The sequence below is a fragment of the Nostoc sp. genome (genome assembly GCF_036917465.1).
GTDB lineage: Bacteria > Cyanobacteriota > Cyanobacteriia > Cyanobacteriales > Nostocaceae > Nostoc.
Window position 1 is genome coordinate 115,793 of sequence record NZ_JBALDL010000067.1, and the last position, 26,700, is coordinate 142,492.

The window sequence follows — 26,700 nt, forward strand, 5'->3', positions numbered from 1 at the left end:
ATTACACAACTTAGACTCATATTAAATATTATTACAATTATTTAGCAATACTTTTGGCGATCGCGTAACCGCCCACCGTCAGCGATCGCATTGATCAAGATCATATCTCCAGAATATTAAGCTCATAGATGCAGAATATCTAGCAAAATGAATGTAACATATTATCTTACACTCGGTAAGCCTAGTAGTATTTATAGTCCAATATGCTTGGGTTAAGGTTAGTAGTCTTTGTAAAAGCCATTTTTTTTAACGTTCGCGGAGCATGCCGGAGGTATCACCACAGAGGCGCAGAGAACACAGAGAAAAGAAAGACAAAGAAAAGTTTTCTTAACCCAAGCTTATTGCTTTATAATCCACAAGCGCTGAAAATCTACTTTTAAAAGGGAGAAGCAGAGATAATAGTTTCCCCTCTGCCGCTTTCCACTTCTATTTTGTTAATAAGGCCACTTCCAGTCACGAATTTCCGGCAAATCGTCGCCGTACTTCTGGATGTAGTGCTTGTGTTCGATTAGCTTATCTTGCATTTCCTGTTTAACATAAGCTGCCCTATATCCTAGCTTTGGTACACGAGCAATTACATCCATTACTAGGTGAAAGCGATCGAGATCGTTAAGCACAACCATATCAAAAGGAGTGGTGGTAGTTCCTTCTTCCTTATAGCCACGCACATGCAAGTTATGGTGGTTAGTTTGGCGATAAGTTAGGCGATGAATCAGCCAAGGATAGCCATGAAAGGCAAAGATAATCGGTTTGTCTGTGGTGAAAATCGTTTCAAAGTCTTTTTCGTTCAAACCGTGGGGATGTTCGCTTTTTGGTTGTAGTGTCATCAAATCGACTACGTTCACCACCCGCACTTTTAAGTCAGGAAAGTGCTGGCGCAGAATATCCACAGCCGCGAGGGTTTCTAAGGTGGGAATATCCCCAGCACAGCCCAGCACTACATCTGGTTCGCCACCTTGGTCGTTGCTTGCCCATTCCCAAATGCCGATGCCTTTGGTGCAGTGCTTAATAGCAGCATCCATGTCAAGATATTGCAATGCTGGTTGCTTTCCGGCAATGATGACGTTGACATAATTGCGGCTTCTTAAACAATGGTCAGTTACTGATAGCAAAGTGTTGGCATCGGGGGGCAAATATACCCGAACGATCTCTGCTTTCTTATTAATTACATGGTCGATAAAACCGGGGTCTTGGTGGGAGAAGCCGTTGTGGTCTTGTCGCCAAACGTGGGAGGTAAGTAGGTAATTCAGGGAAGCAATCGGTCTACGCCAGGGAATATCTCTGGTCGTTTTCAACCATTTGGCGTGCTGATTGAACATTGAGTCAATGATGTGGATAAATGCCTCATAACAGGAAAAGAACCCGTGTCGCCCTGTGAGGAGATAGCCTTCTAACCATCCTTGACAATTAGTTTCGCTGAGAATTTCCATTACCCGACCGTCGGGGGAAAGGTGGTCATCTTCCGGGAGGATTTGGGCTACCCAATCCCGGTTTGTTACTTCCAACACAGCGCCCAAGCGGTTTGATACGGTTTCGTCGGGGCCAACGATGCGGAAATTGCGGGTTTCTTGGTTAAGTTGCATGATATCCCGGAGGAATTTGCCTGCAACTTGGGTAGCTTCAGCGATCGCTTGGCCTGGTTTGAGAACATCTACAGCATAGTCTTGAAAGTCGGGCATCTTCAGGTCGCGCAGCAAAATGCCGCCGTTGGCGTGGGGATTGTCACCCATGCGTCGATGACCTTTGGGAGCCAGTTCTGCTAATTCGGGAATCAGCTTACCATTACTGTCGAAGAGTTCTTCTGGATGGTAACTCTTCATCCAATCTTCTAGGAGTTGTAGGTGTTCTGGCTGTTTAGCGATATTGCCAAAGGGAACTTGATGCGATCGCCAAGAACCCTCAGTTTTTTTGCCATCAACTTCTTTGGGCCCTGTCCAACCTTTGGGGGTTCTCATGACAATCATCGGCCACTGGGGACGTTCAGTGAAACCATGTACGCGGGCTTCTCTTTGGATATTTTGAATTTCGGCGATCGCTATATCTAGAGTCGCCGCCATCTGCTGGTGGACATCTGCGGGATCTTCACCTTCGACAAAGTAAGGCTTGTAGCCGTAGCCTACAAATAAGCTTTCTAATTCCTCATGACTAATCCGTGCAAGTACTGTTGGATTAGCAATTTTATACCCATTCAGGTGCAGAATCGGCAATACAGCCCCATCATGGACAGGGTTGAGAAACTTGTTGGAATGCCAGCTAGTTGCTAAAGCACCTGTTTCGGCTTCACCATCACCCACGACAGCAGCAACGATCAAGTCAGGGTTATCAAAAGCAGCACCGAAAGCGTGGACGAGGGCATAACCTAGTTCCCCGCCTTCGTGGATCGAACCAGGAGTTTCTGGTGCAACGTGGCTGGGAATACCACCAGGGAAGGAGAATTGTTTGAAGAGTTTTTGAATTCCTTCAGCATCCTGGGAGATGTTGTGGTAATATTCAGTGTAAGTGCCTTCTAAGTATGTGTTGGCTACCAGTCCAGGGCCTCCATGACCAGGGCCAGCAATATAGATGGTGTTTAGGTCATATTTTTTGATGACCCGATTTAGGTGAGCATAAATTAAGTTCAGCCCTGGCGTTGTTCCCCAGTGTCCCAAGAGCCTGGGTTTGACGTGTTCCAGCTTTAGCGGTTCTCTGAGTAGTGGATTGTCGAGTAGATATATTTGCCCAACGGAAAGATAGTTGGCTGCACGCCAGTAGGCGTTGATGTTACGTAATTCTTTATCAGTTAAAGGCTTTGTTTGTGGAGTCGCTGCTAATGTCATTATCGACACTCCATTACAAAAAGGATTTTGACTGCGCTCATCACTAAGCAACTATACTTTTTTTCCAGATGATGGACATCTAACCCATGATGAATATTTGCAGCCTTTGTGAATAAATTTCTGTTTTTCAGTACAGGATGGAAAGCGATCGCTACCTCGATCATTGATTAATATTATAAATCTATATTTTCTTCATCATAATTATCTAGTTCTAAACTATAGTTTAATGCTACTTTTAGCATTAATAGATAATTATGAGAAAGAGTTCCTAATTTTCGGATTAATCGCTGTTTATCGATAACAACAATTTGATAACAAAGCACTACTGACTATTGCGTTAAACCGTCTTCACCTGAAGGTATGATAATTGTACCTGGTATAGTAGCACGTCGCAGATTAGTGGTTAAAGGAACTACTACTGATGTTGTTGTAAACAGAGCTAGTCTATCTCGCTGAATAATAACTGGGCGTATACCTACTCGCTCAGAACCTCGACTCGGATTCAAATCAGCCAAATAAACATCTCCTCGCATCAAACTTCGTCCTCTTGCTGAAGCCGCGAGAGATAATCAGTTAAAATAGATTCTGCAAAAGCTAAATCTTCATCAGCAAACTCAGTTTTCAATGCAGCAGCCTCTGCATCAGAAATAGCATCCCAATGCTGAGTTAGTTTTTTTTTCTGGAGAGAGATAGCAAGATATAGTACTTCTTTTTGAGAAGACAAGGGCAATTGGGACAATATTTCCAGCAGTTGCGTATGAATAGTTGCTGTTGGTTTTTCTGGCATTGCCACATTTCCTAGATTATCTAGATTATATAGATGGAGTGTATACTCTCATTTTCTCAGATTCATTCGTAGGGTAATAATTACGAATTATTAATTTCCAATAACCCAGGCGGCGGCGTAATTTCAATGCGATTAGATTTCAAGTCTACTACTGGTGCGATCGCTTCCACAAATGGAATCAAAACAGCCTTTTGTTTTTTGTCATTTGTCATTTGTCCTTTGTCAGTGGTAAAAGACGGGTGCAACTTGACTTCTAACAAATCATTGCCGGCGGCGATGATATCTACCACCGTACCAACGAGTTCGCCAGATGCTTGCATGAAGACTTCTAAGCCAATCAAATCGAGGACATGATATTCACCTTTGCCTAATTGGGGGCGATCGCTAACTGGTACCATTAACTTACAACCGCGCAACGCCTCGGCCTGATCGCAATTTTCCACGCCAGCTAATTTGATTACATACAAATTTTTGTTACTAATATAACGTCCTGTCAATAATTCTATTGGTTGTGGTTCTGTGTCATCTAAACGCAACAACCAACGTTTTCCCGGCACCTCGAATCTTTCGGGGAAGTCAGATACAGGATAAACCTTTAATTCTCCAGACAATCCTTGAGGGGAAACAATCTTACCAATTTCTAGCCAATCGTCGAGATTGGGGGCTGGGGATTGGGGACTAGGGATTGGGGACTGGGGACTGGATTTTTTTGATCCTCTTCCTCTTCTGCTTTTCTGCGCCTCTGTGCCTTTGCTCTCTATCTCTTTGTTGGCTTCTTCGTGTTTCATTTATACTTTCCCTACTAGGCAGTCACTGCCGCACTTTTATAAACTTCTTCAGCAACTTTTGCTAAACGTTGCATAGCAGTGGCTATCTCTTCATCTGTACCTGTGAGACTGACGCGGAAACATTGGTGCTTGTGCGCCCATTCTTCCTCTAAACCAGGGAAGAAGCTACTTCCAGGGACAATAATCACACCTACTTGCTTTAATTGCTGGTAAAATTCCCAGTCACTGATGGGTAAATCCTGTAACCACAACCAAGCAAAAATTGCTCCTTCACCGCGATGGAGGAACCAAGGTAAATTCTTGGGCATAGCTTCTTCTAAGCTGGTTTCTAAAACGGTAAACTTATGCTGGTAAAAGGGACGGATGACGGTGTGAGAAATTTCTACTAATGCACCAGAATTAATTGCAAAAGCTGCGATCGCTTGGCCGTAACGTGAAGAATGGAGGCTCATATTTGCCTGGAAACACTCCAGTACTTCAATCCATTTTTCATCCCCAATGGCAATACCAATCCTTTCTCCTGGTAATCCCGCTTTCGATAAACTCATGCAGTGTAAGATATTCTCACCAAACACTGGTGTCATTTCAGTAAAGTTCAATGCTGGGAAGGGAGGCGCATAAGCCGAGTCAATTAACACAGGCAAATTGTAAGGCGCAGCTAGGGCAGCAATTTTCTTCACTTCATCATCAGTGAGGACATTACCAGTAGGATTACAAGGGCGAGAGAAGAGAACACAACCCGTATTTTCTGTAATCGTAAGTTGGCTGAAGTCGGGGCGATATTTAAATCGATGGGCGGCTGCATCGATATCGAGAGTTGGTTTGTAGGCAGTTAAGGCTTTTGGAACTAAGCAAACACCGCCGTAACCTGTGTAATCAGGGCTGAGGGGTAAAACGATTTGTTTTAACTCGCCGCTAGGGGTGTAGCCACCGAAGCTATTTGCAGCATAGAAGTAAAGGGTTTGACTACCGGGGGTGATGAGGATATTGCGATCGCTTAAGTTTAATCCGTAGCGTTTGTTAAAATCATTAGAGATCGCTTCAATTAATGGTGCATAGCCTTGACTTGAACCGTAGCGACAAACTACCTCACCATATTCTGGGCTAGCTAAAAGCTGTGCGGTACAATCTCGCCATAACTGCTCTACTTCTGGCAAAATCAACGGATTACCAGCACTCAAATTAATAAACTGCTGCCCTGCACCCCCTCGCAAAGTCTCGATAATATCCTTCATGATTGCTCTTACGCCAGTCAGGTTGGACATTTGAGCGCCAATTTGAGTTAGGGCAGGGTTCATAAGCTGTAACAAAATAATGTATTAATCTAGGGGTGGACAAATTATTTGGGGGTTGCTGCTGACATCAAGTTTACATCGTTGCCAAAACAGCTGTTACCGCCTTTAACTAATCTAGCTAGAGAATGATATTTTAACAGAGTAATATTTATCCTTATAGCGGCGATATCAGTCATTAGTAAAGACGATGAAGTGATACAAAAGTGTATCATGCGCTCAATTATGTTCAAGTGAAATAATCCTCGTGTTTCAGCACTAGGGAGAACGTCAAATAAAATATAGGAGGCTGACGTTGCAAGTTAAAGCAGCAGTAGCTTACGGCGCAGGTAAGCCATTAACGATTGAAACTGTTCAACTATCGGGGCCACAAGCCGGCGAAGTATTAGTTGAGATGAAAGCCAGTGGAGTTTGCCATACCGATGCTTTTACCCTATCTGGTGACGATCCTGAAGGTTTGTTTCCGGCAATTTTGGGACATGAAGGCGCTGGTGTCGTAGTAGAGGTAGGCGCTGGTGTCACCAGTTTGAAACCAGGGGATCGTGTGATTCCCCTATACACTCCCGAATGCCGCCAGTGCGAATATTGTCTCAGCTTCAAAACTAATCTTTGTCAAGCCATTCGCTTAACTCAAGCACGCGGTGTCATGCCCAATGGCACTAGTCGCTTTAGTATCGATGGGCAGATGATTCATCATTATATGGGTACATCTACTTTTGCCAACTATACGGTGCTGCCGGAAATCGCTCTGGCAAAAATTCGGGAAGATGCCCCATTTGAAAAGGTTTGTTACATTGGCTGTGGCGTGACTACTGGTATTGGTGCAGTTATCAATACTGCCAAGGTGGAACCGGGAGCAAATGTTGTAGTTTTCGGCTTGGGTGGTATTGGTTTAAATGTCATCCAAGGGGCGCGGATGGTAGGGGCGAATATGATTGTCGGGGTAGATATTAATCCCAGCAAACGCGCTTTGGCAGAAAAGTTTGGCATGACGCACTTTGTTAATCCCAAAGAAGTAGAGGGTGATTTAGTTCCTTATCTGGTTGATTTAACAAAAGGCGGCGCTGATTACAGTTTTGAATGTATCGGTAATGTCAAAATTATGCGTCAAGCATTAGAATGCTGCCATAAAGGTTGGGGCGTTAGTGTGGTTATTGGTGTTGCTGGTGCTGGACAGGAAATCAGTACTCGTCCTTTTCAATTAGTAACTGGGCGCGTTTGGAAAGGTTCAGCATTCGGCGGCGCTAGAGGGCGTACAGATGTGCCAAAAATTGTTGATTGGTATATGGAAGGTAAGATAAATATTGATGATTTGATTACTCATGTGATGCCCATTGAGCAAATTAATCATGCTTTTGAATTGATGCACAAAGGTGAATCAATTCGGAGTGTAGTGACTTTTTAATTCGTAATTCGTAATTCGTAATTAGAATGGGTTTGTACCGGATGCTTATGCAGACAGTCCTGTTTCAAATAAGGTTTAAATCTTTATCTGAAACATAATTATGAATTATGAATTTTTAAATTCTAGCGTTTCCAACTCTGGTTAAGTACAAAATCACTCCTCCCCAACCCTCCCCTTACTAAGGGGAGGGTGCGTTACAGCGCGGGTGGGGTGTATTTCATGTGATTGGGAAACGCTATATGTAGACACTACAAACCGGAAAATCGGCAAAAAAACTAATGCAAAATTTCTATGAAGCAGATTTCTACAGTTGGACTCAAGAACAGGCTAACCTTCTGCGTCATCACCAATGGAATCAACTTGACCTACCCAATTTAATTGAGGAAATCGAATCTTTGGGAAGAAAGGAACGCCAAGAATTGAGAAATCGTCTTAGTATATTAATTGGACATTTGCTCAAATGGGAATATCAACCACAGCAACGAAGTCGTAGCTGGTTAGCAACAATTAGAGTACAACGACGGGAAATTCTCAAGTTGTTGAGCGAGAATCCTAGTCTGAAACCTTATTTTGAAGAGGCATTTCAGGATTCATATCAAAACGCTAGGGATTTAGCTTCGGGAGAAACAAATCTGTCACTCTCAACTTTTCCCAAGGGTTGTCTATATCCTTTTGAGGAAATTCTGAGCGATCGCTTTTATCCAGGTGAGGCTGCGACAGATGATTTAATGGAATAAAAGCGATGTCTATGAGTATATACGCTTACGACGCACTCACCAGAAAGTATCGATCAATTTCTGCCGTCAGCATTTCAAAGTCCACAGGTTTGGTCAAGTGGCATTTAAAACCAGACTTCAGCGCAAGCTCCTTTTCCTCCTGGCCACTATAGCCAGTGAGCGCAATCAAAATTGAGTGAGTAAATTTGGAGTCTTTACTCAGTTCCTGTGCAACGGCGAATCCATCCATTTCGGGAAGTCCGATGTCACAAATAATCACATGAGGCTCAATTTCTCTTGCAGTTTCTATCCCTAAAATTCCATTATTGGCAGTGGAAACTTCATGCCCGAAATGCTCAAGCACTGCTTTTAATGTTGTAGCTGAATCGTCATTATCTTCAATGACTAAAATCTTCAACGATTTGTTAGCCGCCTCTATAATCTCCAGATCGTTATCAAAGGTTGTAATCTCTTCACATGCAGGGAGAGTTACTTTAAATTCTGCCCCCAAATTGATCCCTCTACTTGAGGCTTCAACATTACCACTATGAAGTTCCACAAGACTTTTGACTACCGAGAGTCCTAAACCTAGCCCGCCCCTGGAACGATCTAAACTGCGATCGGCCTGGGTAAATGGCTCAAAGAGTTCTGGTAATATTGTCGGTTCTATCCCTATACCTGAGTCTCTTACAGATAAGGCTGCTACACTACCTGAGCCATTTTCACCGCGAATAAGTGACAGAGAAATCCAGATCGTCCCATCTGATTTTGAAAATTTTAAGGCGTTATCAAGAAGATTCCCAAAGATTTGAAAGAATCGCGTCGGGTCAACATAAGCCCACAGAGGCGTGTTTGGCAGGTCTTGTACTATGTTAAGGTTCGATCCCTTGATTGCTTGTGCATGGTCGTTGAGACTTTGGCGAACCAATTCTACCAGATTAACTTTCTCAAGGTTTAATGAAATCTTCCCATAAGTGATGGACGATACATCAAGTAACTCATCGATTAATTTCGAGAGGTGCTTAATCTGGTGTTGCATCTTTAAAACTGTTTCTCCGACTGCACCAGTCTCGCCTAGCTTCAACTTGAGTAGCTGAACCCCGTTCGAGATGGGAGCAACGGGATTCCTCAACTCGTGAGCTAGCATCGCAATAAATTTGTCTTTCAGCGCGTTTTGGTTCGTAAGTTTCTGGAAAAGTTGAACGTTTGCGATCGCCACTGCCGTAGTGTCGGTTAAAATTTCAAGCAGTTCTATTTCTTCAGGTGTGGCTAGGTGTGGTGTACTCCAGTAGGCTCCGATCGCACCCAATGGATCGGCAATCCGTATCGGAACCATCACCAAACTATTGACAAAAGTTACTTTATATGCATCAAGAGGAATTCTTGCATCCTGGTAAATGTCCTCAATTACAGCTGCTTGTTTATTGAGCATTGCCCAACCTGAGATGCAAGACTTGAGCGGAAAACGCATACCTTTCCAAAGCGGCCCGATGGCGTTTTCATCAACATAGTGGCAACATTCACCATCCCGCAATACAAAAGTTACTCCATCAGCATTAGTCAGATCCCTCGCGGCCAAACGCACAATCTCAATAATTTCCTCAATAGTCCGTACACAAGCCAAATCTTTGACGACCAAAAGTAGCCGATTATAAGACGAGATGCTATAGCTCTGATGTGAATTCTGTTCTTGAGAGATGGAGCTTTGTAATATATTTTTCATAAATAACTCCGCAAAAAAGGGATGTCTATGCAAAAACTCAGGTAAGGTGGGTAGACTTCAGCAGAGGCTTACTGTTAATCGTAATCTTAAGTTTAATGTTAACAGTACGAAATGTTACTGCATTTATTACGTTCTCTTTATGGGTATAAATATTTTCGTGCTTGCTAAGTAAATATTTTTAACTATCCGTAGAGGCGAATGCAAATTGTGGAATTTCGAGTCATTGGTCATTGGTACTAAGCTGTTGCGTATTTAATTTGTATATGCGACGCGGGCAATTTGTGCCGCACTACAACAATTTTACGTTTTCGTGTTATGGAATTTAGCTGCACATCAGCTTAATGACAAATGACAAATGACCAATGACCAATGACCAATGACCAATGACCAATAAAATTATTTTGCAACCGATAGATAATATTCAAATCGCGCCCGGAGTTGTTCAACCGTTAGATTTTGAGTCCAGTACTCTACTAGGGCGTGACCAAATGCCCAAGCGTTGCGATCGGGTGAAGTAGAATTTTCTAGCAGTAGCGGCCAGAGGGATAGCAATTCAAAGTTGAGCGGGTTAGTGTTAGCTGTATTCAAAAGCGAGAAAAGATCGTAAGCCATTTGGAGTTTGCCAATTACAATCGGCAACTGTTCCACGGGAATCTGCTCTGCCAGCATATATGCTAGGGCTGGAGATCCGGTTGAGAGGGTAGAAACAAACTGGAGGACGGGACTTTTGAGCAATGACGTTAGTCCCTGTGTTGTCGCCATCTGGAAGGTATAGTGGTCGATGATTTTGGCTGCGGCAACGGTACGGGCTTCAAGGTTACGCAAAAAACGGGCGAGACGGAGTTGCTTGGTAGGCGCGATCGCATCTAATAATCCCAACGATAGCGTTTCCACTCCCCAAGGAGCTCGACTTGTTTTCCTGTCACCTGTAACCACAGGTACAACTAGATTACAAAAGGTTCCCAGCAGTTTGGCACGATACTCAGTAGCTTCTCGAATGGCAATTTCTTTGGGGCGATTCCCCCATACCCAATCATAAGGCGGTTGCCATTCGCGGATGGGACGCAGACGGTCTACTTGAGTAACGATCGCTATTGCTGGTAAATCTGCAACTTCTGCTTTGATGTCTTGCAAAAAGTCTACATCCATTTGCAAGGCAGGATCGAGGGCAGGGGTAACTAATAGCAGCAAATCTGCATTTATGGCATAATCAAGCACTAAATTTCGGAGATTAGCACGGTTGACTTGTTCGTAACCAGGTGTATCTAAAAGCGTCAAACTTTCCCCACCTTGAGTCTGCCATTGATAACTTTTAATGCGATCGGTACTGGGTAAAACATCAACGGCTGCTAAATCTGCCTGAAATAGGGTGTTAATCAGGCTACTTTTTCCTGAACCTGTGCGTCCCACCAGCAGAATATTTACAGGTTTTTGCTCAACGGCTTTGGCTGGTTGAGCTTGAGTCAAGATTTCTCGGAGTGTTTGGGTTTTTGCTTTGGGTAAAGTCGTGGATACTACATTTGCTGAAACTGGTAATGTGCTGCGTCCGTAGAGTGCGATCGCTTGCCGACATAAGTTTCTTAGGGCAGCTTCCCGGAATAACTGACTCAAATTTCCCAATAATTGCTGAGTTGCCTGGTTACTAGAACCCTGACTGGCTTGTTTTGCCACCGCCGCCACCGGATTTAATACCCACTGTGCCCAGCTCCAAGCTTTCCAGAATTTTCGAGCCGATGGTTCCAACTTCCGATAGACTTCGTATCCTTGGTATGCTTGCCCAACCGTCACCTGATTGAGGACGGGAGATAATTTTTGCATCCACTGATCCATATCATCCACCGTTCCCCGAATCAGCCCGTAAGCTTGGGGGACGTAAATGTTCAACAGAGGATATTGAATTTGAGGATTGTAGATATGAGCGATCGCTACTACCAAATCCTGGCATCGCGTCCAAAAAGTTGTCCAGTCTTCCCAAATCGGGCGATCGCTTTGTGCCGCTTGCAGAATCTCTTGGAGTGCTATTTCTGCAAGCTTTGTCACATCACTTCCTACTGGTGCTGTTACTCTATCCTCTGCTGTCGATTCTAATTCTTCTTGAACCTGGGCTAATACAGCTTCCACTTGGTTAACAGCAGGTTGAGTCCATTTTACGAGTAGCCAACGCCAACCAACAAATAAAAAAGTGAATACACCCCAAATCCAACTGATACCCCAGGCGTGAATTTGTGAACCGGCGGATACCAGTAAGAAAATAATGATAAACGCTATCGGGATTGCTAAAACTACCCACTGCCACGGTTTTAATCGAACCATTGCCCCATACCTGCTTTGAAATGTTGGGAAATTCGAGTTTTTGCAAAAATTACTCTTATAAAAAGTTTATCGTCTTCAATCTAAGCAGGATATTTGATTTTCTTGGATTAGTGCTAGACTCCTAATTATTAGGGATAAATGTTTTATTTTGCTGTGGGCAGCTGAATAAACAACTGGGCATTTATATTTCTAGATTAGAAGAAGTTTTAAATTGCTCACTTGCTTATAGAAGCAAAATTTAGTAACCAAGCTATGCAAACCATTACCGACATTGGCACGCTAATTGTCAGCACACCAGGAACCTGTGGTGGTCGCCCTCGGATTGTGGGACACCGAATTACGGTACACAACATTGCGATTGACTTCAACGCAGGCATGAAACCGGAAGAGATAGTTGTCCAAAGACCACAGCTAATGTTGGCACAAGTTTATGCAGCGCTAGCTTATTACTATGCTAACCAGGAAGTAATTGACACGGAGATTGCCGCAGAAATTAAAGAATACGACCGTTTGGAAGCTGAATACACGGCGAAGAGACAGTGAGCCAAATTCGTTTGTATTTAGATGAAGACAGTGTTAAAAAGTCTTTAATCAAAGCTTTCTGTAATGCAAACTTGGATATTGTGACAGTGGCCGATGTCAGTAGGCAGAGCTATTCTGATGATGAGCAGCTAATTTGGGCGATACCTGGCTTGATTTCAAAAATCGAAATTTACTGGTGACATTGGGTTTTAAGTCTCTACTGATAGTTTCGGTTCAAACTCAGTCGGGTCGCTTGGGTGTGATTGTCTGCGAACATAGTAGAGCGCTGCGTTCTTGGAGCGATGATGAGGTCGAACTGATTCGAGGTGTGGCTGACCAGTTAGCGATCGCCATTGACCAAGCCCAATTGTATAATCAAAGCCGCGCTGCTACTACTGCTGCAACTACTCACGCAGAACAACTCAACCAAGTTTTGCACAACCTCAAACAGACTCAAGCTCAACTAATTCAAACTGAAAAAATGTCAAGTTTAGGTCAATTAGTGGCTGGGGTGGCTCACGAAATCAATAATCCAGTTAACTTTATCTACGGTAATCTGACCCATGTAAGTCAATATACGCAGGGCTTGTTGGAACTGGTAGAACTCTATCAAAAGTCCAATGCTAATTTAACGCCTGAAGTACAAGCTCATATAGAAGCCATCGACCTTGACTTTTATGAATAAGTAACAAAAAGGGCAGGTACAAAACCCACCCTCAAAGCAATAAATATTTGACTAAACTAAAGTAGCGATCGCAACTTAATTACCAATCTCCGGCGCACTCAAAGAAACCTTTACTGTTTCGTCTTTTTGCAATGCTAATGTCGGCACGGAATCACGCAATCTTGCTGTCAATTGTACAGTTGTCGCGTCATACATTTGAGTCAGCAATTTTGGATAAAAACCAATCCCAATAATTGGAATTAACAAACAGGCAATGATAAATACTTCACGGGGTTCGGCATCTATCAAAGCTTGGTGAGAAACTAATTCCTTGTTTTCTTCTCCATAGAAAATTTCTCGCAACATCGACAGCAGATAAATTGGAGTTAAAATTACTCCCACTGCCATCAAAAACACCACAATGACTTTGAAGGTAGAGCTATAAGCATCGCTAGTAGCAAAGCCAACAAATACCATTAATTCTGCCACAAAACCGCTCATCCCTGGCAATGCTAAAGAAGCCATTGAACAGGTAGTGAACATGGCGAAAATCTTCGGCATTCTCTTCGCAACACCGCCCATTTCATCCAACATTAGGGTGTGGGTGCGATCGTAAGTTGCGCCAACTAAAAAGAACAAACTCGCCCCAATTAACCCGTGAGAAACCATTTGCAATACTGCCCCACTCAATCCCAAATCGGTGAAGGAGGCAAAACCAATCATCACAAAGCCCATGTGAGAAATTGAGGAGTAGGCAATTTTTCGCTTCAGGTTGCGCTGGGCAAAGGATGTCAAAGCAGCGTAGATGATATTAACTACCCCCAAAACCACCAACACTGGTGCAAAATAAGCGTGGGCATCGGGGAGCATTTGGGCATTCATCCGAATTAAGGCGTAACCGCCCATTTTCAAGAGAATACCTGCCAATAACATGTGTACGGGCGCTGTAGCTTCACCGTGGGCATCAGGTAGCCAGGTGTGCAAGGGAATTATCGGCAACTTGACGGCGTAGGCAATCAGGAAGCCCGCATAGAGGGCTAGTTGGAAATTCAGGGCGAAATCTTTTAAGGCGAGCGATCGCATGTCAAACGTCACCGTATCGCCGTAAAATCCCATTGTCAGGGCAGATAGTAAAATAAACAGCGAACCGCCAGCAGTGTATAAAATGAATTTGGTCGCTGCATATTGCCGCCTTTTGCCTCCCCAAATCGAGAGCAGGAAGTATATTGGTACTAGTTCCAGTTCCCACACCAGGAAAAATAACAGCATATCCTGGACAGCGAACACGGCAATCTGACCGCCATACATCGCCAAAATCAAGAAGTAAAATAGCTTGGGCTTGAAGGTGATAGGCCAAGCTGCTAAAATCGCCAGCGTGGTAATGAATCCAGTCAAAATAATTAGGGGCATGGATAAGCCATCTGCCCCTACTGACCAATTCAAACCCAATTGTGGTACCCAAGGGTAACTTTCCACCAACTGCAAATCTGGATTGGAGAAATCATACCCAGTATAAAAAGCATAAACAATTAGTGCAAAATCTATCAGCCCCACGATCAGGGAGTACCAGCGCACTGTTTTGCCTTCTTTGTCAGGGATGATGGGAAGAAGTAGCGATGCGGCTATCGGAAACAGAATAATCGTCGTCAGCCACGGAAAATTAGCTATATTCATCACAATTAGTCTGCTATCAAAATCATGTTTGGCAAAAAGTCACTAGTTATTAAGTAACAGCTTTTTGGGGATTTCGTCTTCCTCGTTAGGTTGATTTAATTAAATTGGCAATCCCCTGTTTTTTCTGTTGGGAGTCTCTTTTGACACTTGGGGGTGCTGAATGTGGGTTGTGATACTCCGAGTCAAATCTAAAATTTACCCTAAAAAAGCCGATACAATTATAGTTTAGTGGTGCGATCGCAAAGCGAAGTCAGGCTAATAATTGAAACATGGAATTTAGGTATAGGTACAACTTCTGCGACAGAAACTGCAAAGGCACGCATTAAAGAGCGGTTGCTATCTCCTACGCCTGAACTAAAGCTTTACAAAAAGCAAAGGGGTGTAAACCGTACTAAGTAGGTTTAATTGCCGTATCTCCTGCTGAAAACCTTGATATCACTCCATTGTGGCAACCCAAGTAAAAACCTGAGTTATAATTTTAAAAGCATTTTTAGCCTCTGCTTGCGGCTGGCGATCGCCTACGGCGGGCGAAACAGCGCCATCGCTCAAAAGAAGAGATGGGCAATACAATGCAATACAATTATTCCTTTGGGCAAGAGTGGTAAGCGTCGCGGCGTGATGCTGAAGTTTGAGAATCTGAATATGACAAATTTGCTCAATTGGTGACAGATGCCCCACAGTGGACTGAATGGATGGGGTGAGAAAGTTGGGTACAGAAAGCGATCGCTAAAAGGTCAGTTCCTCCCAAGCAAAAAGAACTAACTCTTATCCAGCATCAAGGGATTATTAACTATGGGGGCTGTCTTTGAGCCTCACCAAAATTCTAGTCGCACACCAACGTCATCTGCTCAAAGTCGGCACGTGTCGTCCCCAACTCTGGACGATGAAAAAGAGTCCAGAGTTGTATAAGTTGGTTCAAAACATTCAGTATCTTTGGATCTGTGACTAAATTCGGTTCCATATTCTTCGACACAGTATCACAGTCAATATCCCCTAATATTAGATGGGGCGGCTCAAAGTCGTTTAAACTTTTTCTGGAGAAATCTCAATGAGCATTTCAATGTACCAAGCTTCAATACCTGTATTTATTCGCACACTGAATAATCTGGTAAATATTCTCCAAAAAGGTGCTACTTATGCGGAAACTAAAAAAATAGATCCTTCTGTGTTTATAAATAGTCGTCTATCCCCAGATATGTTTCCGTTATCAAAACAAGTGCAAATTGCCTCTGACATAGTAAATAGAGGGGCTGCACGATTAGCAGGTATAGAAGCACCCCAATTTGAGGATAATGAAACTACATTCCCTCAACTTATTGACCGCATTCAAAAAACTATCTCTCATTTAAATACATTCAAACCTGAACAAATTGACGGTTCAGAAGAAAGAGAAATTACCCTACAAATGCGTGACAAGACTCTATCTTTTCAAGGAATGCCATATCTGTTCTATTTTGTTTTACCAAACCTTTATTTCCATGTCACAACAGCATATAACATTCTCAGACACTGCGGTGTCGAACTTGGCAAACAGGACTTCCTTGGTCAGCCTTAACCCAAGCAATATCTAACCCAATTTTTTCGAGATTTTCCAATCAAAACTTGCGTTACACAAATAATTTAAACTAGCAACCCAATCCCTAATACCCAATCCCTAATACCCAATACCCAATACCCAATACCCAATACCCAATACCCAATACCCAATACCCAAAAATCCCTCAAAGCGCCCACGCTTTGAGGGATTTGCAATTTTCATGGTCATTGGTGACTCGCTAGCCCAAAAGATAATGACCTTGGAGGTGAAAGGCTGTCTGTAGTGGATTGTGGGAGGATAGAGGAGCGATCGCATCTACAGAATTTTGAAAATAAGAGTTCATTCCTCAAACATCGCATTTTCAACCTTGATTTATTGCGCTTGGCTCCATGTACATAATTTCCCAAATATGGCCATCTAAGTCAGCAAATCCATGTCCATACATAAAACCGTGATCTTGCGGTTCATTATAGGTTATTCCACCGGCGGCGACAGCAAGGCGAACCATTTCATCTACTTGTTCTCGGCTATCAGAAGATAAACACACAAGGACTTCTGTGCTTTTTGTGGCATCACAAATTTCTTTGGGAGTAAACGTTTTAAACTTCTCATACGTTAAGAGCATGACAAAGATGTTTTCGGACACAATCATGCAGGTGGCAGTTTCATCAGTGAATTGAGAATTAAACTTGAAACCGAGTTGAGTAAAGAAGTCTATCGATTGATTGAGGTTTTTGACTGGTAGATTGACGAAAATTTGAGTCCTCATGGATTTTCCTTTTAAATAATTGCACAGTAAAGGATCGGTGAAAAGGTTGAGGTTTGAGTCTTAAGGGAGACACCCGTAAGCGCTCCCCAGAATGACGGTTCAAGCAGTCTTCTGGCAGTTGATCATCCACGGAATGCCGAATTGATCGACCAACATTCCAAAGCGGACAGACCAGAAGGTTTGCTCGATCGGCATCTTCACTTTTCCGTTTTCCGCTAGTGCATGAAAGATGCGTTCTGCCTCGGCTGGCTCGTCAACGCTGATTTGCACGTTGAAGCCCTGGGGTGTTTCAAAATACCCAGGCGGACTGTCAGACCCCATCAAGAGGCGATCGCCTAAATCGAGGCAGACATGCATGATTTTGTCATGCCATCCAGCAGGTACATGCTCGGCTGAGGGTGCATCTCTGTGAGTCAGCATCATAACAATTTTGCCACCAAGACAGTGTTCATAGAACTTGAACGCTGCGTCACAGTTGCCGTTGAACATGAGATAAGAATTGATTTTCATGGTGCGCTCCTAAGATAAATTCAGTAGATTAGGCTATACGTCTAGCGTCAGGACAGCTTGAGATGTGTGCGGATCGAAGGGGACGGAACAATGTTCATGCACAATCTGCCATTTACCCTGTTGCCGTTGGTAGCCAGCAGTGAACCTCAGCCAGGTATGCATCGCGGGGTGATCTGGAGCCATCTCTGTGAAGCGTAAGAGCCAGTGGGCAAAAGCCAGTGAGCCGCTCACGAAGATGTTGAGATCCCGCGTCTCTGTTTTGAAGGAGTCTGGAAAGTAAGGGAAACACTCCTCCCAAATGCGACGTAAGGCATCTGCACTTTGGGTTTGGAATGGCGGTTTACAATCGAAGTAAATGACATCCGTGGTGTAATAAGCCATGATTCTGTCTACGTCTTTGGCACAGATGGCACTTTGTTGATCGACGATCAGTTGTCGAATCTGTCCTTCGTCGTGTGTATTGGTGTTTTCCGTTGTCATCTGGGTAGTCATATTTTCTCCTTTTGAAAATTCATCAATTGGTATCTTTGCCGTCGTGATTGCTGCTGCGCTTGGCAGACACTAATGCTCTGGCAAACCTGCGACTTCAATTACGGGGCGAATTTCGACGATGCCAACTTGTACTGCTGGAATTCGGGCGGCGATCGCGATCGCTTCATCGAGATCCTGAGCGTTAATCAGAAAAAAACCGCCCAATTGTTCGCGCGTTTCTGCAAACGGCCCGTCAGTCACAAGCGATTTGCCATCGCGCACCCGAACGCTAGTTGCCGTTGCGACAGGGTGGAGCGGGGCAGTGGCTAGATATTGCCCAAATGAATTGAGTTGCTGTGCCAGTTGCGCGGATTTCACATAACAGTCCTCCCGCTCGGTTTGGCTCATGGCATTTTCTTCCAGGTAAATCAGCAGCAAATATTTCATCGGTTTGCCTCCTTTATTTCCCGTTGTTGCTTCCCTTCTTTAGTAAGTCGAACAGTGCTGACTCAAATCGACACCTCACCAAAAATTTTGATCGTTTAGTACGATTGAGGTATACCTCCCTTGTTTCCCTTCTTTAGTAAGTCGAATGGTGCTGACTCAAATCGACACCTCACCAAAAATTTTTATGTCAGGTATAATCCCAAACGCAAAAATAGACGTAAACCAAGCACTCGCCTCCGTTTACAAAGCTGAGTGGGGGCGGATCGTCGCCATCCTCATCCGGTTAGTTGGAGATTTCGACGTGGCTGAAGAAGCGGTACAGGAAGCCTTTATAGCTGCCGCACATCAGTGGCAGTCTTGCGGCGTGCCCAATCTCCCCCGTGCGTGGCTGATCAAAACAGCCCGATACAAAGCCATTGATCGCCTCCGACGGCGGACACGGCTCACAGAAAAGCTCTCATGGTACGCCGCCTCTGGGTTAATCCCAACCCAAGAGGAGCCAACTTACCATACAGACGAAATTTCAGACGATCAGCTCCGGCTGATCTTTACTTGCTGCCATCCAGCACTGGCAATTGAGGCGCAGGTTGCTTTGACGCTGCGGATGCTGGGCGGGCTTGAGACGGATGAAATTGCGCGGGCGTTTCTTGTACCCACAGCAACAATGGCGCAACGGTTGGTGCGTGCCAAACGCAAGATTCGAGATGCAGGTATTCCCTATAAAGTGCCGGACACGACCGATCTGTCTATGCGGGTAGACGCAGTACTGACAGTGATCTATCTGATTTTCAACGAGGGCTACGCGGCGACTAGGGGTGAGACGATGATGAGGGCTGACCTCTGCACAGAAGCAATTCGGCTGGGTCGCCTCGTAAGGATGTTGATGGCACCGCAACCGCCAGCAGAAGTAACTGCCCTGGTTGCGCTGATGTTGCTGCACGATTCCAGGCGTAATGCCCGTTTGGATGAGGCGGGCGATTTGGTGTTGCTCGAAGATCAGGATCGTCGTCGCTGGAATCAACAGCAAATTGCTGAGGCGCTTCCACTCGTTGAAGAGGCGCTGCGAGGCGAGATTGGGTCGTTTGGAGTGCAAGCAGCAATCGCGGCACTACATTGTCAGGCAGCACAGGCACAAGAAACCGACTGGTTACAAATTGTCCGCCTCTACGATTTGCTCGAACGCTTACAGCCCTCGCCGATTGTTTCACTCAACCGGGCGGTGGCGATCTCAATGGTAGACAGTCCTCAGACCGCTCTCCAACTCGTCGATGGGCTTGCCTCTCAACTTAATGGCTACCATCTATTTCACGCCACCCGTGCAGATTTGCTGCGCCGCATCGGAGCCTCCCAAGAAGCCGCACAGAGCTACGCGCTAGCCCTCATGCTGGTAACAAATGACAGCGAACGCCGCTTTCTGGAGCGTCGGCTGCGCTCAGTTCAGCCCTAACGTCCAGCATCGCCGGACGTGCGAACAATTATTGATTATGGAATACGGCATTGATGCACTTATTGAATTACTCAGTACCCTAATGAGTGATGAACTGTGGGGCGTGACTTCAAGTTTGAGGATATTGAATCATCTAAATTTGCTCAACTGGTGACAGATACACCTGATTGGGTTGAGTGGATGGGGTATTTTGTGGAGATGTTATTGTCAGTATCTTTGCCAACTTATTAAGCTAGAGTTAAAAAACTTTAATATTTGTAATATTTAAAATTATCTTGCTCTGGTTGTCAAATCACTCCAGCGAAAGAACAACAGAGATTGTAGAAGAGGTTAGATGTAATTTGAAAACCATCTTTTAAACCTTAGTTTATACAGCATAATTTTTTGATCTCAGCCGAGGAAAAGAAAAAAATATTTCATATAGAATTAGTCAAATACGGTGTGGAGTATGAACAAGCTCGAAAAGCAGCACAAATTTTAGCTTGCAGTCAAGCAGATGAGCTTTTATCACAACAAGACAGACAAGATGATAACCTTCCCTACATCACAGGGACTCAAACTATTACTGAGTTGCAGATGTAGGATTAAAAAATATTCGGTAACTAGATTAGAAATTGATGGGAGAGATATGACGGAGTTCTTCTCAAGAAACTTTATTTGGTTGAATGAAATGACAGACAGACTTGCACTATCGCTAGAAGATAATCAACAGATATCAGAGGCTATATTGGAGTACTTTAATTTTAATGCTTAGTCCAGTTCTAAATTTGCAAAAATCGGGACTGAGAAATAAATCTCAGTCCCGATAAAAAAGCGGGCTAACCGCTAATTTATGTGGTTAACCCGTGCAGCTTTGGGAACGCGCAGAGAATTTGTTATTGCAATACCAACTTCACATTGGCGTTTTGCAAACCGCGCTGTTTTACTTCAGCCAAAGTTTTGTTAACAGCATACTTTTGGTTGATTGAGTTGATCAACTCGGTTTGGTTGTGCTTCTTAGCAACGCCCCACAGGTCAGCAATTAGGTCAAAAGAACCATCACTGTTGCGAGACCAGCCGAGGTCATATTCGCCATCCAACATAGCAACGATGTCAGAACGGACACGCTGACCGTTATAACCACGGACATCAGCTTCAGTCTTTACGCTGATACCGAGGTCGCGCAAAGAAGCTTTGAGGATTTCGGCATCGGTGATTTTGGTACGCAGGGTGCTAAAGTGAGACATTTGGGTTTCCTCCAATGAGAAGATTGAGAAAAACGACAACGGTTTGTTTTGAGCGAAGCCGCGCTTAACAGGATGCGGCTTTTTTTATAACTGCTAGCATTTTCAGCTAGCCTTTCCCCCTGGGATGGCAGAGGAAAGCTTTTAAAACTCCATTCGCTGATATTCAGCTACGGAGGATGCTGCGGGGCGGGCGCGCTGTCTGGCCCAATCTCTCAGAGCCGTTACTTGTTCTTGCATCGTTCGAGACAGCGGCAATGTTGCCTTCAGTGCAGCAATAATATCTAGTTGGGTGAACTCCCGATCTTGGGCAAAAGCTTCATACATTGCCGCAACGATCGCTTGCTCAACTTCTGCTCCAGAAAATCCGTCAGACATCTTGGCTAGTTGCTCAAGATCGAATCGAGAGATGTCTTCACGGCGTTTGGTCAGATGAATATTAAAAATGTGTTGCCGTTCTTCCGGTGTTGGCAGATCGACAAAGAAAATTTCATCAAAGCGTCCTTTCCTCAAAAACTCGCCAGGTAAGCGTTCTACTCTGTTGGCGGTTGCCATCACGAACACTGGTGATTTCTTATCTTGCATCCATGTGAGGAAAGAGCCGAAGATTCTACTTGAAGTCCCCCCATCGGAATCAGAAGAACCTCCACTACCAGCAAAGGATTTATCTAATTCATCGATAAACAAAATCGCTGGGGAAATAGATTCTGCTGTTTTCAAGGCGTTCCGCAGATTTGCTTCACTTCGTCCCACCATTGAGCCGTCGTAAACTCGCCCCATATCTAACCGCAGCAGGGGTAAACCCCACAGTCGGGAAGTAGTTTTGGCAATTAATGACTTACCGCAACCGGGAACTCCGAGAATTAACATCCCCTTTGGTTGAGGCAAACCATACTCTCTCGCTCTCTCTGTGAAAGCGTTAGAGCGTTGCTTGAGCCATCTTTTTAACTCTTCTAAGCCACCTACTGCATCAATGGTTTCATCTTCTTCCATGTATTCTAAGATACCATTGCGCCGAATTAGTTGCTTTTTCTCAGATAAAACGATATCTACTTCATCTTCCGTCAAACGCCCTGTAGTTACCTGCGCCTTTCGGTAGACTTTCTCAGCTTCATCTTTAGTTAGACCTAAAGCTGCTCTGAGAAGCTTTTCTCTGGCCTCTGTTGTCAACCGCCGACCACGATTTTGGTCTACGTGATGAGTCAGTACTTTATTCAACTCTGCCATATCTGGCAGTGTAAAGTCAATAACAACAACTTCTTTTTCCAACTCTATAGGTACTTGTTGCATTGGGGACATCAAAATGATGTTCTTTTGCGTACCTTTAAAGCTAGCGATCGCATCTCGTAACGATCTGTTTGTTGCTGGCGCATCAATAAAGGGGTGTAAATCTTTAAGAATAAATATACTGGGTTCTTTCTGCCGGATGATCCACTCAATGGCCGCCTCTGGAGATACGGTATTATGTTGCGTAACATTCCGGGGTTGACCATACTCCACAATCCCGTGTGTTACTGTCCAAATAAATACTCGGCGCTGGGGCTTTAACAACTGGGCGATTGTGGAAACGGCTTGCTCGGCCCGCTCTTCCTCGGAGGTCACAAGGTAGATTAAAGGGTATTGAGCTTGAATTAGGATATTGAGCTCTTCTTTCATACTTCGACCTACTTGAGACCTTATAGAGACAGTAGAGACATTGCTTCTGGTAAAGACAACCGAATCATGAATGAATAATCCATAATTCTTATCTATTTAGCAAGGAACTAACTCTTCCTCGCCCTTGGGATGGGTTTCATCTTCATCCATTTCATTAATGGAAAGATGGTCTTGACCAACTACTCCTGGTTGATTGCCCAAAGTAACCAGTTCCCCATCACGTAAGACTAGCGAGCTATCACAAGTTGGGCATGAATAAACTCTATGAGTCCGCCCGAAAGAAGAGTCTTCTAACTCGTCAACCAATTCTTGATTAGACAGGTAAAAACCAAGGGCGCGTTCGGCAAGTTCTGACATTGGTTCAGAATCTACTGCTGAACGAATCTTCAGTTTTCTGTGCAACTCTGGCGATAAATACAAAGTGACCTTTTGCTTAGTTTGCGTTTGCATATAACTCTTTAACGGTCTTACCCGGGTATGTATATAAACTTATCGGTTCTTCTATTGGTTGTCAAGACAGCAAAACGTTTTAACGCCAGTTTTGTTACATTTGTTTACATTTTGGGCTGAAATGCTGCTTATTGAGTGATAAATCCCTCACGACAAACCTCTGAGAATTAATCAGGGTTTAGGATTCAAATCCTGAAACCTCAATGGGAATTAGCGATCGCTAATTCATGATCGCCTAATTTGGCTTACTTTTTAACTATTTGGAGTGTAAGCGGATTGAAGTTGAACACCTTGCCGGTTGTAAACAATTGATATCCAGAGGAAATGCCAGCGAATGACACCAGCATCGAAAAAAGAGACACAGAGCCGATGACAACACCACTGGCGATGAATAGAGCAATTCCGATGCCAATCAACACCCATCCGAGTTTGCGATTATCGCGCCCATCCCAATTTAGAGCTACTACACCTCCCATACACAGCAAAATTCCCGGTGTGCTGCGTAAGTAAACACTGACATAAATGCTTGTACTTAAAAATGTAATGCCAGCTAGGATTAGTCCTAAACCAATAAGCTTACTGGCAAGGATTACTTGTTCCTCTTCTTTACTGGTGGTAGGTGCTGTAATTTTTGTTAGTGCAGAGTTTGGGATAGGATTTTTTGTGGCAGATGCAGAGTGTTGCTGCACCCGAAACATGAAAGTTATTTTGTCTGCCTGCCCAAGGGAAACTCTGTCTCCTGGATGGAGTGGAAAAAAAATTTGAGGTTGAAGTTTCGCACCGTTAATGTATGTACCATTAGAACTACCCAAATCGGTGATATGGTATTCGTCCCCATTTACCCAAATTTGGGCGTGAACGCGAGATGCCACATTCGAATCTGGTAAGCCAGAAATATCAATATCTGGTGGTTTTTGGTCGTTTGGCTTACCGATGCAAATTACAGAAAGATTTGGCGGAAATTGCAAAGATGTGTTGCTTTGGAAGTGAAAAAGCTCCAAAGTTGGTTCGCCTGTCTGAGATGCACTGTACATAAAATGTGTGATAAAGCACTCTTTATAAGCTTCCCCACTGAGGAGTCAAAAGAGAATGGTAAATATCCTGAAAGAATATTTAATTTTTAATGAGCGCTCTTTCAGTGCAAGGTATCGATCTGAGTTTCTGGTATTTCTATAAAATCAGTGACTTTGGCAAAATGTGTAATGTAAATGGCTACTGTTAATAAAATCTGTAGTTTGGGGCGAAGAATTTATCAGTTCGCCGCCAGCATTAGCGGGGTTACTGCCCTGTTAGTAGTTCTGTGGGGTTGTACTGCAAATGATTTTAACGCTGGAGCGATCGCATGGAAAACTTATAAGAACTCTCGTTATGGCTTTGAATTTCCATATCCGAGTAACTGGACTTCTTCAGCAGCCCCAGCAAACGGTGATGGGATTGCGTTTATTTCATCACAGGATAACTCAGTGGAAATTCGAGGTTGGGCAAGTCATGATTTACCAAATTCGATTGTTACAGAGCAAGAGCCGTTAAAAAAGATAAAATCCAACTTTCAAACCACCCAAGGAGTCTCTGGGGTAATGGTTGTAGAAGTTGATAAAGATATAGGTTCAATGACACTGACACTAACTCAGAGTCAAGTTAAATACTATTGGCAGGGACGAAGTAAGAGCCAAAAATTTCAAGATTATTATCGTTTTTTTTATTACATTGCCCAACAGTATCGGATTTCAAAATCTTAATGGGGCATTGGGCATTGGGCATTGGACATGGTGTATCAATACGGTTCGGTTAACGTGTTTATTCCTCGAAGATCCCGCCAACCCCCCTTAAAAAGGGGGCTTAGAACCTTCTTTTACCCCTTTTTTAAGGGGGTCGCCGTAGGCGAGGGGATCTTAACCGAACCGTATTGCATGGTGTATTAGTTCTTCTCCCCCTACCTCCCTTGCCTCCCCTCCCTCGCTTCCCCAGATGCCTAAATCTAAATTTCCGCCAGAATGATGATTGAGAGGGGACAAAAACCTGATAGATTTAGCTATCAGCGAGTAAAAACTGGTGAAGATGAAAGTCCTGGTTATTGGCGGTGATGGATATTGCGGTTGGGCAACTGCTCTTTACCTTTCCAATCGAGGTTATGAAGTTGGAATTTTAGATAGTTTGGTGCGGCGGCACTGGGATAATGAACTTGGTGTTGAAACTCTCACTCCGATCGCACTAATTCAACAACGTCTCCAGCGCTGGCAAGATTTGACGGGTAAATCTATCGATTTGTTCATCGGCGATATTACAAATTACGAATTTCTCAGCAAAACATTACATCAATTTCAGCCAAATGCCCTAGTGCATTTTGGTGAACAGCGTTCAGCCCCATTTTCCATGATTGACCGAGAACACGCAGTTCTCACTCAGGTCAATAATGTAGTTGGGACGTTGAACTTGTTGTACGCCATGCGGGAAGATTTCCCGGACTGTCATTTGGTGAAGCTGGGAACAATGGGTGAATATGGTACACCCAACATCGACATAGAAGAAGGGTATATCACCATTGAACACAATGGCCGTAAGGATACCTTACCTTATCCGAAGCAGCCTGGTTCGATGTACCATTTAAGCAAAGTCCATGATAGTCATAACATCCACTTTGCTTGCCGGATTTGGGGATTGCGAGCGACTGATTTAAATCAGGGTGTAGTTTATGGTGTCTTAACCGAAGAAACGGGAATGGACGAACTATTGATTAATCGGCTGGATTACGATGGTGTGTTTGGGACTGCACTGAACCGCTTTTGTATTCAAGCTGCGATCGCACACCCCTTAACTGTCTATGGTAAAGGTGGACAAACTCGCGGGTTTTTGGATATTCGGGATACAGTACGATGTGTGGAATTAGCGATCGCTAATCCTGCCCAAGCTGGCGAATTCCGCGTATTTAACCAATTTACCGAACAATTCAGCGTCGGTGAATTGGCATTAATGGTAAAAAATGCTGGTAACGCTATGGGATTGAAGGTAGAAATCAATCACTTAGATAATCCCAGAGTTGAGAAAGAAGAACATTACTTCAACGCTAAAAACACTAAATTGCTCGATTTAGGTTTACAGCCTCACTTGCTTTCTGATTCTTTACTCGATTCTCTGTTAAACTTTGCCATTAAGTATCAGAAACGAGTCGATCATAAGCAAATTCTGCCCAAAGTCTCTTGGCACAGAAATTAGGATAAACCCCAGTAAATCGTGGTTTTAAAAATGGTCGCCATATCTTAGCATAATATGACGACCAATTAGTTGTTTTTTATCACGCTTATCGTCTAACTATTGTTAACTTTGCCTTTTACCACAGTTATTTTGACTGTGCAGAATTGATTACAGCACGCGAGACAGTTTATTCTGTGTTTAATAGCAAAATGCACTCCGAAGCTGAGATTATAGGGGTTCTCAATTGCATGGAATACAGACCTAACCCCCAGCCCCTTCCCTGCAAGGGAAGGGGAGT

At 43.9% G+C, this 26,700-nt stretch carries 29 protein-coding genes and 1 pseudogene; 12 read left to right on the forward strand and 18 right to left on the reverse strand.

Features of this window, described 5'->3' with window-relative positions; translation table 11 throughout:
* Positions 1 to 434: 434 nt before the first annotated feature.
* The 5 genes and pseudogenes from V7K38_RS15655 to V7K38_RS15675 all read right to left on the reverse strand — a co-directional run bounded on the left by V7K38_RS15655 (position 435) and on the right by V7K38_RS15675 (position 5,689).
* Positions 435 to 2,816, reverse strand: a complete 2,382-nt coding sequence (locus tag V7K38_RS15655) for a phosphoketolase family protein (protein ID WP_334859098.1) — start codon at positions 2,814 to 2,816, stop codon at positions 435 to 437.
* Between the two features lie 173 nt (positions 2,817 to 2,989).
* Positions 2,990 to 3,349 (reverse strand): annotated as a pseudogene (locus tag V7K38_RS15660) (type II toxin-antitoxin system PemK/MazF family toxin).
* Positions 3,349 to 3,603, reverse strand: a complete 255-nt coding sequence (locus V7K38_RS15665) for a hypothetical protein (RefSeq protein ID WP_334859100.1) — start codon at positions 3,601 to 3,603, stop codon at positions 3,349 to 3,351. The pseudogene V7K38_RS15660 and the gene V7K38_RS15665 overlap by 1 nt, the downstream one beginning before the upstream one ends.
* An 80-nt stretch (positions 3,604 to 3,683) precedes the next feature.
* Positions 3,684 to 4,391 (reverse strand): ribosome maturation factor RimM, encoded by a 708-nt coding sequence (gene rimM / locus V7K38_RS15670; RefSeq protein WP_334859101.1) that lies wholly within the window; start codon positions 4,389 to 4,391, stop codon positions 3,684 to 3,686.
* Between the two features lie 14 nt (positions 4,392 to 4,405).
* Positions 4,406 to 5,689, reverse strand: coding sequence for a valine--pyruvate transaminase (locus V7K38_RS15675; RefSeq protein WP_334859102.1), 1,284 nt, complete (start codon positions 5,687 to 5,689; stop codon positions 4,406 to 4,408).
* Between the two features lie 289 nt (positions 5,690 to 5,978).
* Here V7K38_RS15675 and V7K38_RS15680 point away from each other — a divergent pair, with 289 nt between their 5' ends.
* The gene (locus V7K38_RS15680) at positions 5,979 to 7,088 is read left to right on the forward strand and encodes an S-(hydroxymethyl)glutathione dehydrogenase/class III alcohol dehydrogenase (protein WP_334859104.1); all 1,110 of its coding nucleotides are present in this window, start codon (positions 5,979 to 5,981) and stop codon (positions 7,086 to 7,088) included.
* Between the two features lie 278 nt (positions 7,089 to 7,366).
* On the forward strand, positions 7,367 to 7,825 hold the full coding sequence (locus V7K38_RS15685; protein ID WP_334859106.1) for a DUF29 domain-containing protein: 459 nt from the start codon (positions 7,367 to 7,369) through the stop codon (positions 7,823 to 7,825).
* 25 nt (positions 7,826 to 7,850) lie between these two features.
* Here V7K38_RS15685 and V7K38_RS15690 read toward each other — a convergent pair whose 3' ends face one another.
* Both V7K38_RS15690 and V7K38_RS15695 read right to left on the reverse strand, forming a co-directional pair.
* Positions 7,851 to 9,527 carry a hybrid sensor histidine kinase/response regulator gene (locus tag V7K38_RS15690; RefSeq protein ID WP_334859107.1) on the reverse strand — a complete coding sequence of 559 codons (1,677 nt, stop codon included), beginning with the start codon at positions 9,525 to 9,527 and terminating at the stop codon, positions 7,851 to 7,853.
* A 396-nt stretch (positions 9,528 to 9,923) separates the two neighbouring features.
* Positions 9,924 to 11,840, reverse strand: coding sequence for a GTPase family protein (locus V7K38_RS15695; protein WP_334859109.1), 1,917 nt, complete (start codon positions 11,838 to 11,840; stop codon positions 9,924 to 9,926).
* 252 nt (positions 11,841 to 12,092) lie between these two features.
* On the opposite strand from V7K38_RS15695, the gene V7K38_RS15700 reads away from it, so the two are divergent.
* The 3 genes from V7K38_RS15700 to V7K38_RS15710 are packed head-to-tail and all read left to right on the forward strand — an operon-like array spanning position 12,093 to position 13,047.
* Entirely contained in the window at positions 12,093 to 12,383 is a 291-nt protein-coding gene (locus tag V7K38_RS15700) for a DUF433 domain-containing protein (protein ID WP_334859110.1), read from the forward strand.
* Entirely contained in the window at positions 12,380 to 12,562 is a 183-nt protein-coding gene (locus tag V7K38_RS15705) for a hypothetical protein (RefSeq protein ID WP_334859111.1), read from the forward strand. Before V7K38_RS15700 ends, V7K38_RS15705 begins: the two co-directional genes overlap by 4 nt.
* The gene (locus V7K38_RS15710) at positions 12,559 to 13,047 is read left to right on the forward strand and encodes a GAF domain-containing protein (protein WP_334859113.1); all 489 of its coding nucleotides are present in this window, start codon (positions 12,559 to 12,561) and stop codon (positions 13,045 to 13,047) included. The genes V7K38_RS15705 and V7K38_RS15710 overlap by 4 nt, the downstream gene beginning before the upstream one ends.
* Positions 13,048 to 13,122: 75 nt before the next feature.
* Here the strand turns inward: V7K38_RS15710 and V7K38_RS15715 are convergent, their stop codons facing one another.
* Positions 13,123 to 14,700 carry an NAD(P)H-quinone oxidoreductase subunit 4 gene (locus V7K38_RS15715; protein ID WP_334859115.1) on the reverse strand — a complete coding sequence of 526 codons (1,578 nt, stop codon included), beginning with the start codon at positions 14,698 to 14,700 and terminating at the stop codon, positions 13,123 to 13,125.
* A gap of 228 nt (positions 14,701 to 14,928) precedes the next feature.
* On the opposite strand from V7K38_RS15715, the gene V7K38_RS15720 reads away from it, so the two are divergent.
* Positions 14,929 to 15,099 carry a hypothetical protein gene (locus V7K38_RS15720; RefSeq protein WP_334859116.1) on the forward strand — a complete coding sequence of 57 codons (171 nt, stop codon included), beginning with the start codon at positions 14,929 to 14,931 and terminating at the stop codon, positions 15,097 to 15,099.
* 36 nt (positions 15,100 to 15,135) lie between these two features.
* Here V7K38_RS15720 and V7K38_RS15725 read toward each other — a convergent pair whose 3' ends face one another.
* A complete protein-coding gene (locus V7K38_RS15725; protein WP_334859117.1) occupies positions 15,136 to 15,378 on the reverse strand; it encodes a hypothetical protein in 243 nt (80 codons plus the stop codon).
* A gap of 145 nt (positions 15,379 to 15,523) precedes the next feature.
* On the reverse strand, positions 15,524 to 15,661 hold the full coding sequence (locus V7K38_RS15730; protein ID WP_334859118.1) for a hypothetical protein: 138 nt from the start codon (positions 15,659 to 15,661) through the stop codon (positions 15,524 to 15,526).
* Positions 15,662 to 15,748: 87 nt separating this feature from the next.
* Between V7K38_RS15730 and V7K38_RS15735 the strand changes: the two genes are divergently transcribed.
* On the forward strand, positions 15,749 to 16,255 hold the full coding sequence (locus V7K38_RS15735; RefSeq protein WP_334859119.1) for a DUF1993 domain-containing protein: 507 nt from the start codon (positions 15,749 to 15,751) through the stop codon (positions 16,253 to 16,255).
* A gap of 343 nt (positions 16,256 to 16,598) precedes the next feature.
* On the opposite strand, the gene V7K38_RS15740 is transcribed toward V7K38_RS15735, so the two are convergent.
* The 4 genes from V7K38_RS15740 to V7K38_RS15755 all read right to left on the reverse strand — a co-directional run bounded on the left by V7K38_RS15740 (position 16,599) and on the right by V7K38_RS15755 (position 18,434).
* Positions 16,599 to 17,006: a VOC family protein gene (locus tag V7K38_RS15740; RefSeq protein WP_334859121.1), complete on the reverse strand. Its 408-nt coding sequence runs from the start codon at positions 17,004 to 17,006 to the stop codon at positions 16,599 to 16,601.
* 99 nt (positions 17,007 to 17,105) lie between these two features.
* A complete protein-coding gene (locus tag V7K38_RS15745) occupies positions 17,106 to 17,516 on the reverse strand; it encodes a VOC family protein (protein ID WP_334859123.1) in 411 nt (136 codons plus the stop codon).
* 33 nt (positions 17,517 to 17,549) lie between these two features.
* On the reverse strand, positions 17,550 to 18,008 hold the full coding sequence (locus V7K38_RS15750) for a YybH family protein (RefSeq protein WP_334859124.1): 459 nt from the start codon (positions 18,006 to 18,008) through the stop codon (positions 17,550 to 17,552).
* A gap of 69 nt (positions 18,009 to 18,077) precedes the next feature.
* Positions 18,078 to 18,434, reverse strand: a complete 357-nt coding sequence (locus V7K38_RS15755) for a YciI family protein (RefSeq protein WP_334859125.1) — start codon at positions 18,432 to 18,434, stop codon at positions 18,078 to 18,080.
* Between the two features lie 145 nt (positions 18,435 to 18,579).
* Here V7K38_RS15755 and V7K38_RS15760 point away from each other — a divergent pair, with 145 nt between their 5' ends.
* The 3 genes from V7K38_RS15760 (at position 18,580) to V7K38_RS15770 (ending at position 20,463) form a co-directional block, all read left to right on the forward strand.
* Entirely contained in the window at positions 18,580 to 19,881 is a 1,302-nt protein-coding gene (locus V7K38_RS15760) for an RNA polymerase sigma factor (RefSeq protein WP_334859127.1), read from the forward strand.
* 96 nt (positions 19,882 to 19,977) lie between these two features.
* A complete protein-coding gene (locus tag V7K38_RS15765) occupies positions 19,978 to 20,112 on the forward strand; it encodes a hypothetical protein (RefSeq protein WP_334859128.1) in 135 nt (44 codons plus the stop codon).
* A gap of 153 nt (positions 20,113 to 20,265) precedes the next feature.
* Complete coding sequence (locus V7K38_RS15770) at positions 20,266 to 20,463, forward strand: hypothetical protein (protein WP_334859129.1); 198 nt, start codon at positions 20,266 to 20,268, stop codon at positions 20,461 to 20,463.
* A gap of 293 nt (positions 20,464 to 20,756) precedes the next feature.
* On the opposite strand, the gene V7K38_RS15775 is transcribed toward V7K38_RS15770, so the two are convergent.
* The 4 genes from V7K38_RS15775 to V7K38_RS15790 form a co-directional block, all read right to left on the reverse strand.
* Positions 20,757 to 21,107 carry a DUF1257 domain-containing protein gene (locus V7K38_RS15775; protein WP_012407317.1) on the reverse strand — a complete coding sequence of 117 codons (351 nt, stop codon included), beginning with the start codon at positions 21,105 to 21,107 and terminating at the stop codon, positions 20,757 to 20,759.
* 141 nt (positions 21,108 to 21,248) lie between these two features.
* Entirely contained in the window at positions 21,249 to 22,760 is a 1,512-nt protein-coding gene (gene ycf46 / locus V7K38_RS15780) for a stress-responsive protein Ycf46 (protein WP_334859131.1), read from the reverse strand.
* A gap of 96 nt (positions 22,761 to 22,856) precedes the next feature.
* A complete protein-coding gene (locus tag V7K38_RS15785) occupies positions 22,857 to 23,210 on the reverse strand; it encodes a hypothetical protein (RefSeq protein WP_334859133.1) in 354 nt (117 codons plus the stop codon).
* 245 nt (positions 23,211 to 23,455) lie between these two features.
* Positions 23,456 to 24,244, reverse strand: a complete 789-nt coding sequence (locus tag V7K38_RS15790; protein ID WP_334859135.1) for an FHA domain-containing protein — start codon at positions 24,242 to 24,244, stop codon at positions 23,456 to 23,458.
* Between the two features lie 174 nt (positions 24,245 to 24,418).
* Here V7K38_RS15790 and V7K38_RS15795 point away from each other — a divergent pair, with 174 nt between their 5' ends.
* Together V7K38_RS15795 and V7K38_RS15800 are read left to right on the forward strand one after the other, a co-directional pair.
* Positions 24,419 to 24,949 carry a hypothetical protein gene (locus V7K38_RS15795; RefSeq protein ID WP_334859137.1) on the forward strand — a complete coding sequence of 177 codons (531 nt, stop codon included), beginning with the start codon at positions 24,419 to 24,421 and terminating at the stop codon, positions 24,947 to 24,949.
* Between the two features lie 319 nt (positions 24,950 to 25,268).
* Complete coding sequence (locus V7K38_RS15800) at positions 25,269 to 26,423, forward strand: NAD-dependent epimerase/dehydratase family protein (RefSeq protein WP_094331401.1); 1,155 nt, start codon at positions 25,269 to 25,271, stop codon at positions 26,421 to 26,423.
* The last annotated feature ends 277 nt before the right edge of the window (positions 26,424 to 26,700 follow it).

Coding starts and splice junctions, on each gene's coding strand:
- V7K38_RS15745 (WP_334859123.1), bottom strand. CDS start 17,516: ATGAAAATCAATTCTTATCTCATGTTCAACGGCAACTGTGACGCAGCG.
- V7K38_RS15695 (WP_334859109.1), bottom strand. CDS start 11,840: ATGGTTCGATTAAAACCGTGGCAGTGGGTAGTTTTAGCAATCCCGATA.
- V7K38_RS15790 (WP_334859135.1), bottom strand. CDS start 24,244: ATGTACAGTGCATCTCAGACAGGCGAACCAACTTTGGAGCTTTTTCAC.
- V7K38_RS15690 (WP_334859107.1), bottom strand. CDS start 9,527: ATGAAAAATATATTACAAAGCTCCATCTCTCAAGAACAGAATTCACAT.
- V7K38_RS15795 (WP_334859137.1), top strand. CDS start 24,419: ATGGCTACTGTTAATAAAATCTGTAGTTTGGGGCGAAGAATTTATCAG.
- V7K38_RS15755 (WP_334859125.1), bottom strand. CDS start 18,434: ATGAAATATTTGCTGCTGATTTACCTGGAAGAAAATGCCATGAGCCAA.
- V7K38_RS15750 (WP_334859124.1), bottom strand. CDS start 18,008: ATGACTACCCAGATGACAACGGAAAACACCAATACACACGACGAAGGA.
- rimM (WP_334859101.1), bottom strand. CDS start 4,391: ATGAAACACGAAGAAGCCAACAAAGAGATAGAGAGCAAAGGCACAGAG.
- V7K38_RS15715 (WP_334859115.1), bottom strand. CDS start 14,700: ATGAATATAGCTAATTTTCCGTGGCTGACGACGATTATTCTGTTTCCG.
- ycf46 (WP_334859131.1), bottom strand. CDS start 22,760: ATGAAAGAAGAGCTCAATATCCTAATTCAAGCTCAATACCCTTTAATC.
- V7K38_RS15730 (WP_334859118.1), bottom strand. CDS start 15,661: ATGGAACCGAATTTAGTCACAGATCCAAAGATACTGAATGTTTTGAAC.
- V7K38_RS15775 (WP_012407317.1), bottom strand. CDS start 21,107: ATGTCTCACTTTAGCACCCTGCGTACCAAAATCACCGATGCCGAAATC.
- V7K38_RS15655 (WP_334859098.1), bottom strand. CDS start 2,816: ATGACATTAGCAGCGACTCCACAAACAAAGCCTTTAACTGATAAAGAA.
- V7K38_RS15700 (WP_334859110.1), top strand. CDS start 12,093: ATGCAAACCATTACCGACATTGGCACGCTAATTGTCAGCACACCAGGA.
- V7K38_RS15800 (WP_094331401.1), top strand. CDS start 25,269: ATGAAAGTCCTGGTTATTGGCGGTGATGGATATTGCGGTTGGGCAACT.
- V7K38_RS15740 (WP_334859121.1), bottom strand. CDS start 17,006: ATGAGGACTCAAATTTTCGTCAATCTACCAGTCAAAAACCTCAATCAA.
- V7K38_RS15675 (WP_334859102.1), bottom strand. CDS start 5,689: ATGAACCCTGCCCTAACTCAAATTGGCGCTCAAATGTCCAACCTGACT.
- V7K38_RS15785 (WP_334859133.1), bottom strand. CDS start 23,210: ATGCAAACGCAAACTAAGCAAAAGGTCACTTTGTATTTATCGCCAGAG.
- V7K38_RS15665 (WP_334859100.1), bottom strand. CDS start 3,603: ATGCCAGAAAAACCAACAGCAACTATTCATACGCAACTGCTGGAAATA.
- V7K38_RS15685 (WP_334859106.1), top strand. CDS start 7,367: ATGCAAAATTTCTATGAAGCAGATTTCTACAGTTGGACTCAAGAACAG.
- V7K38_RS15760 (WP_334859127.1), top strand. CDS start 18,580: ATGGTGCTGACTCAAATCGACACCTCACCAAAAATTTTTATGTCAGGT.
- V7K38_RS15735 (WP_334859119.1), top strand. CDS start 15,749: ATGAGCATTTCAATGTACCAAGCTTCAATACCTGTATTTATTCGCACA.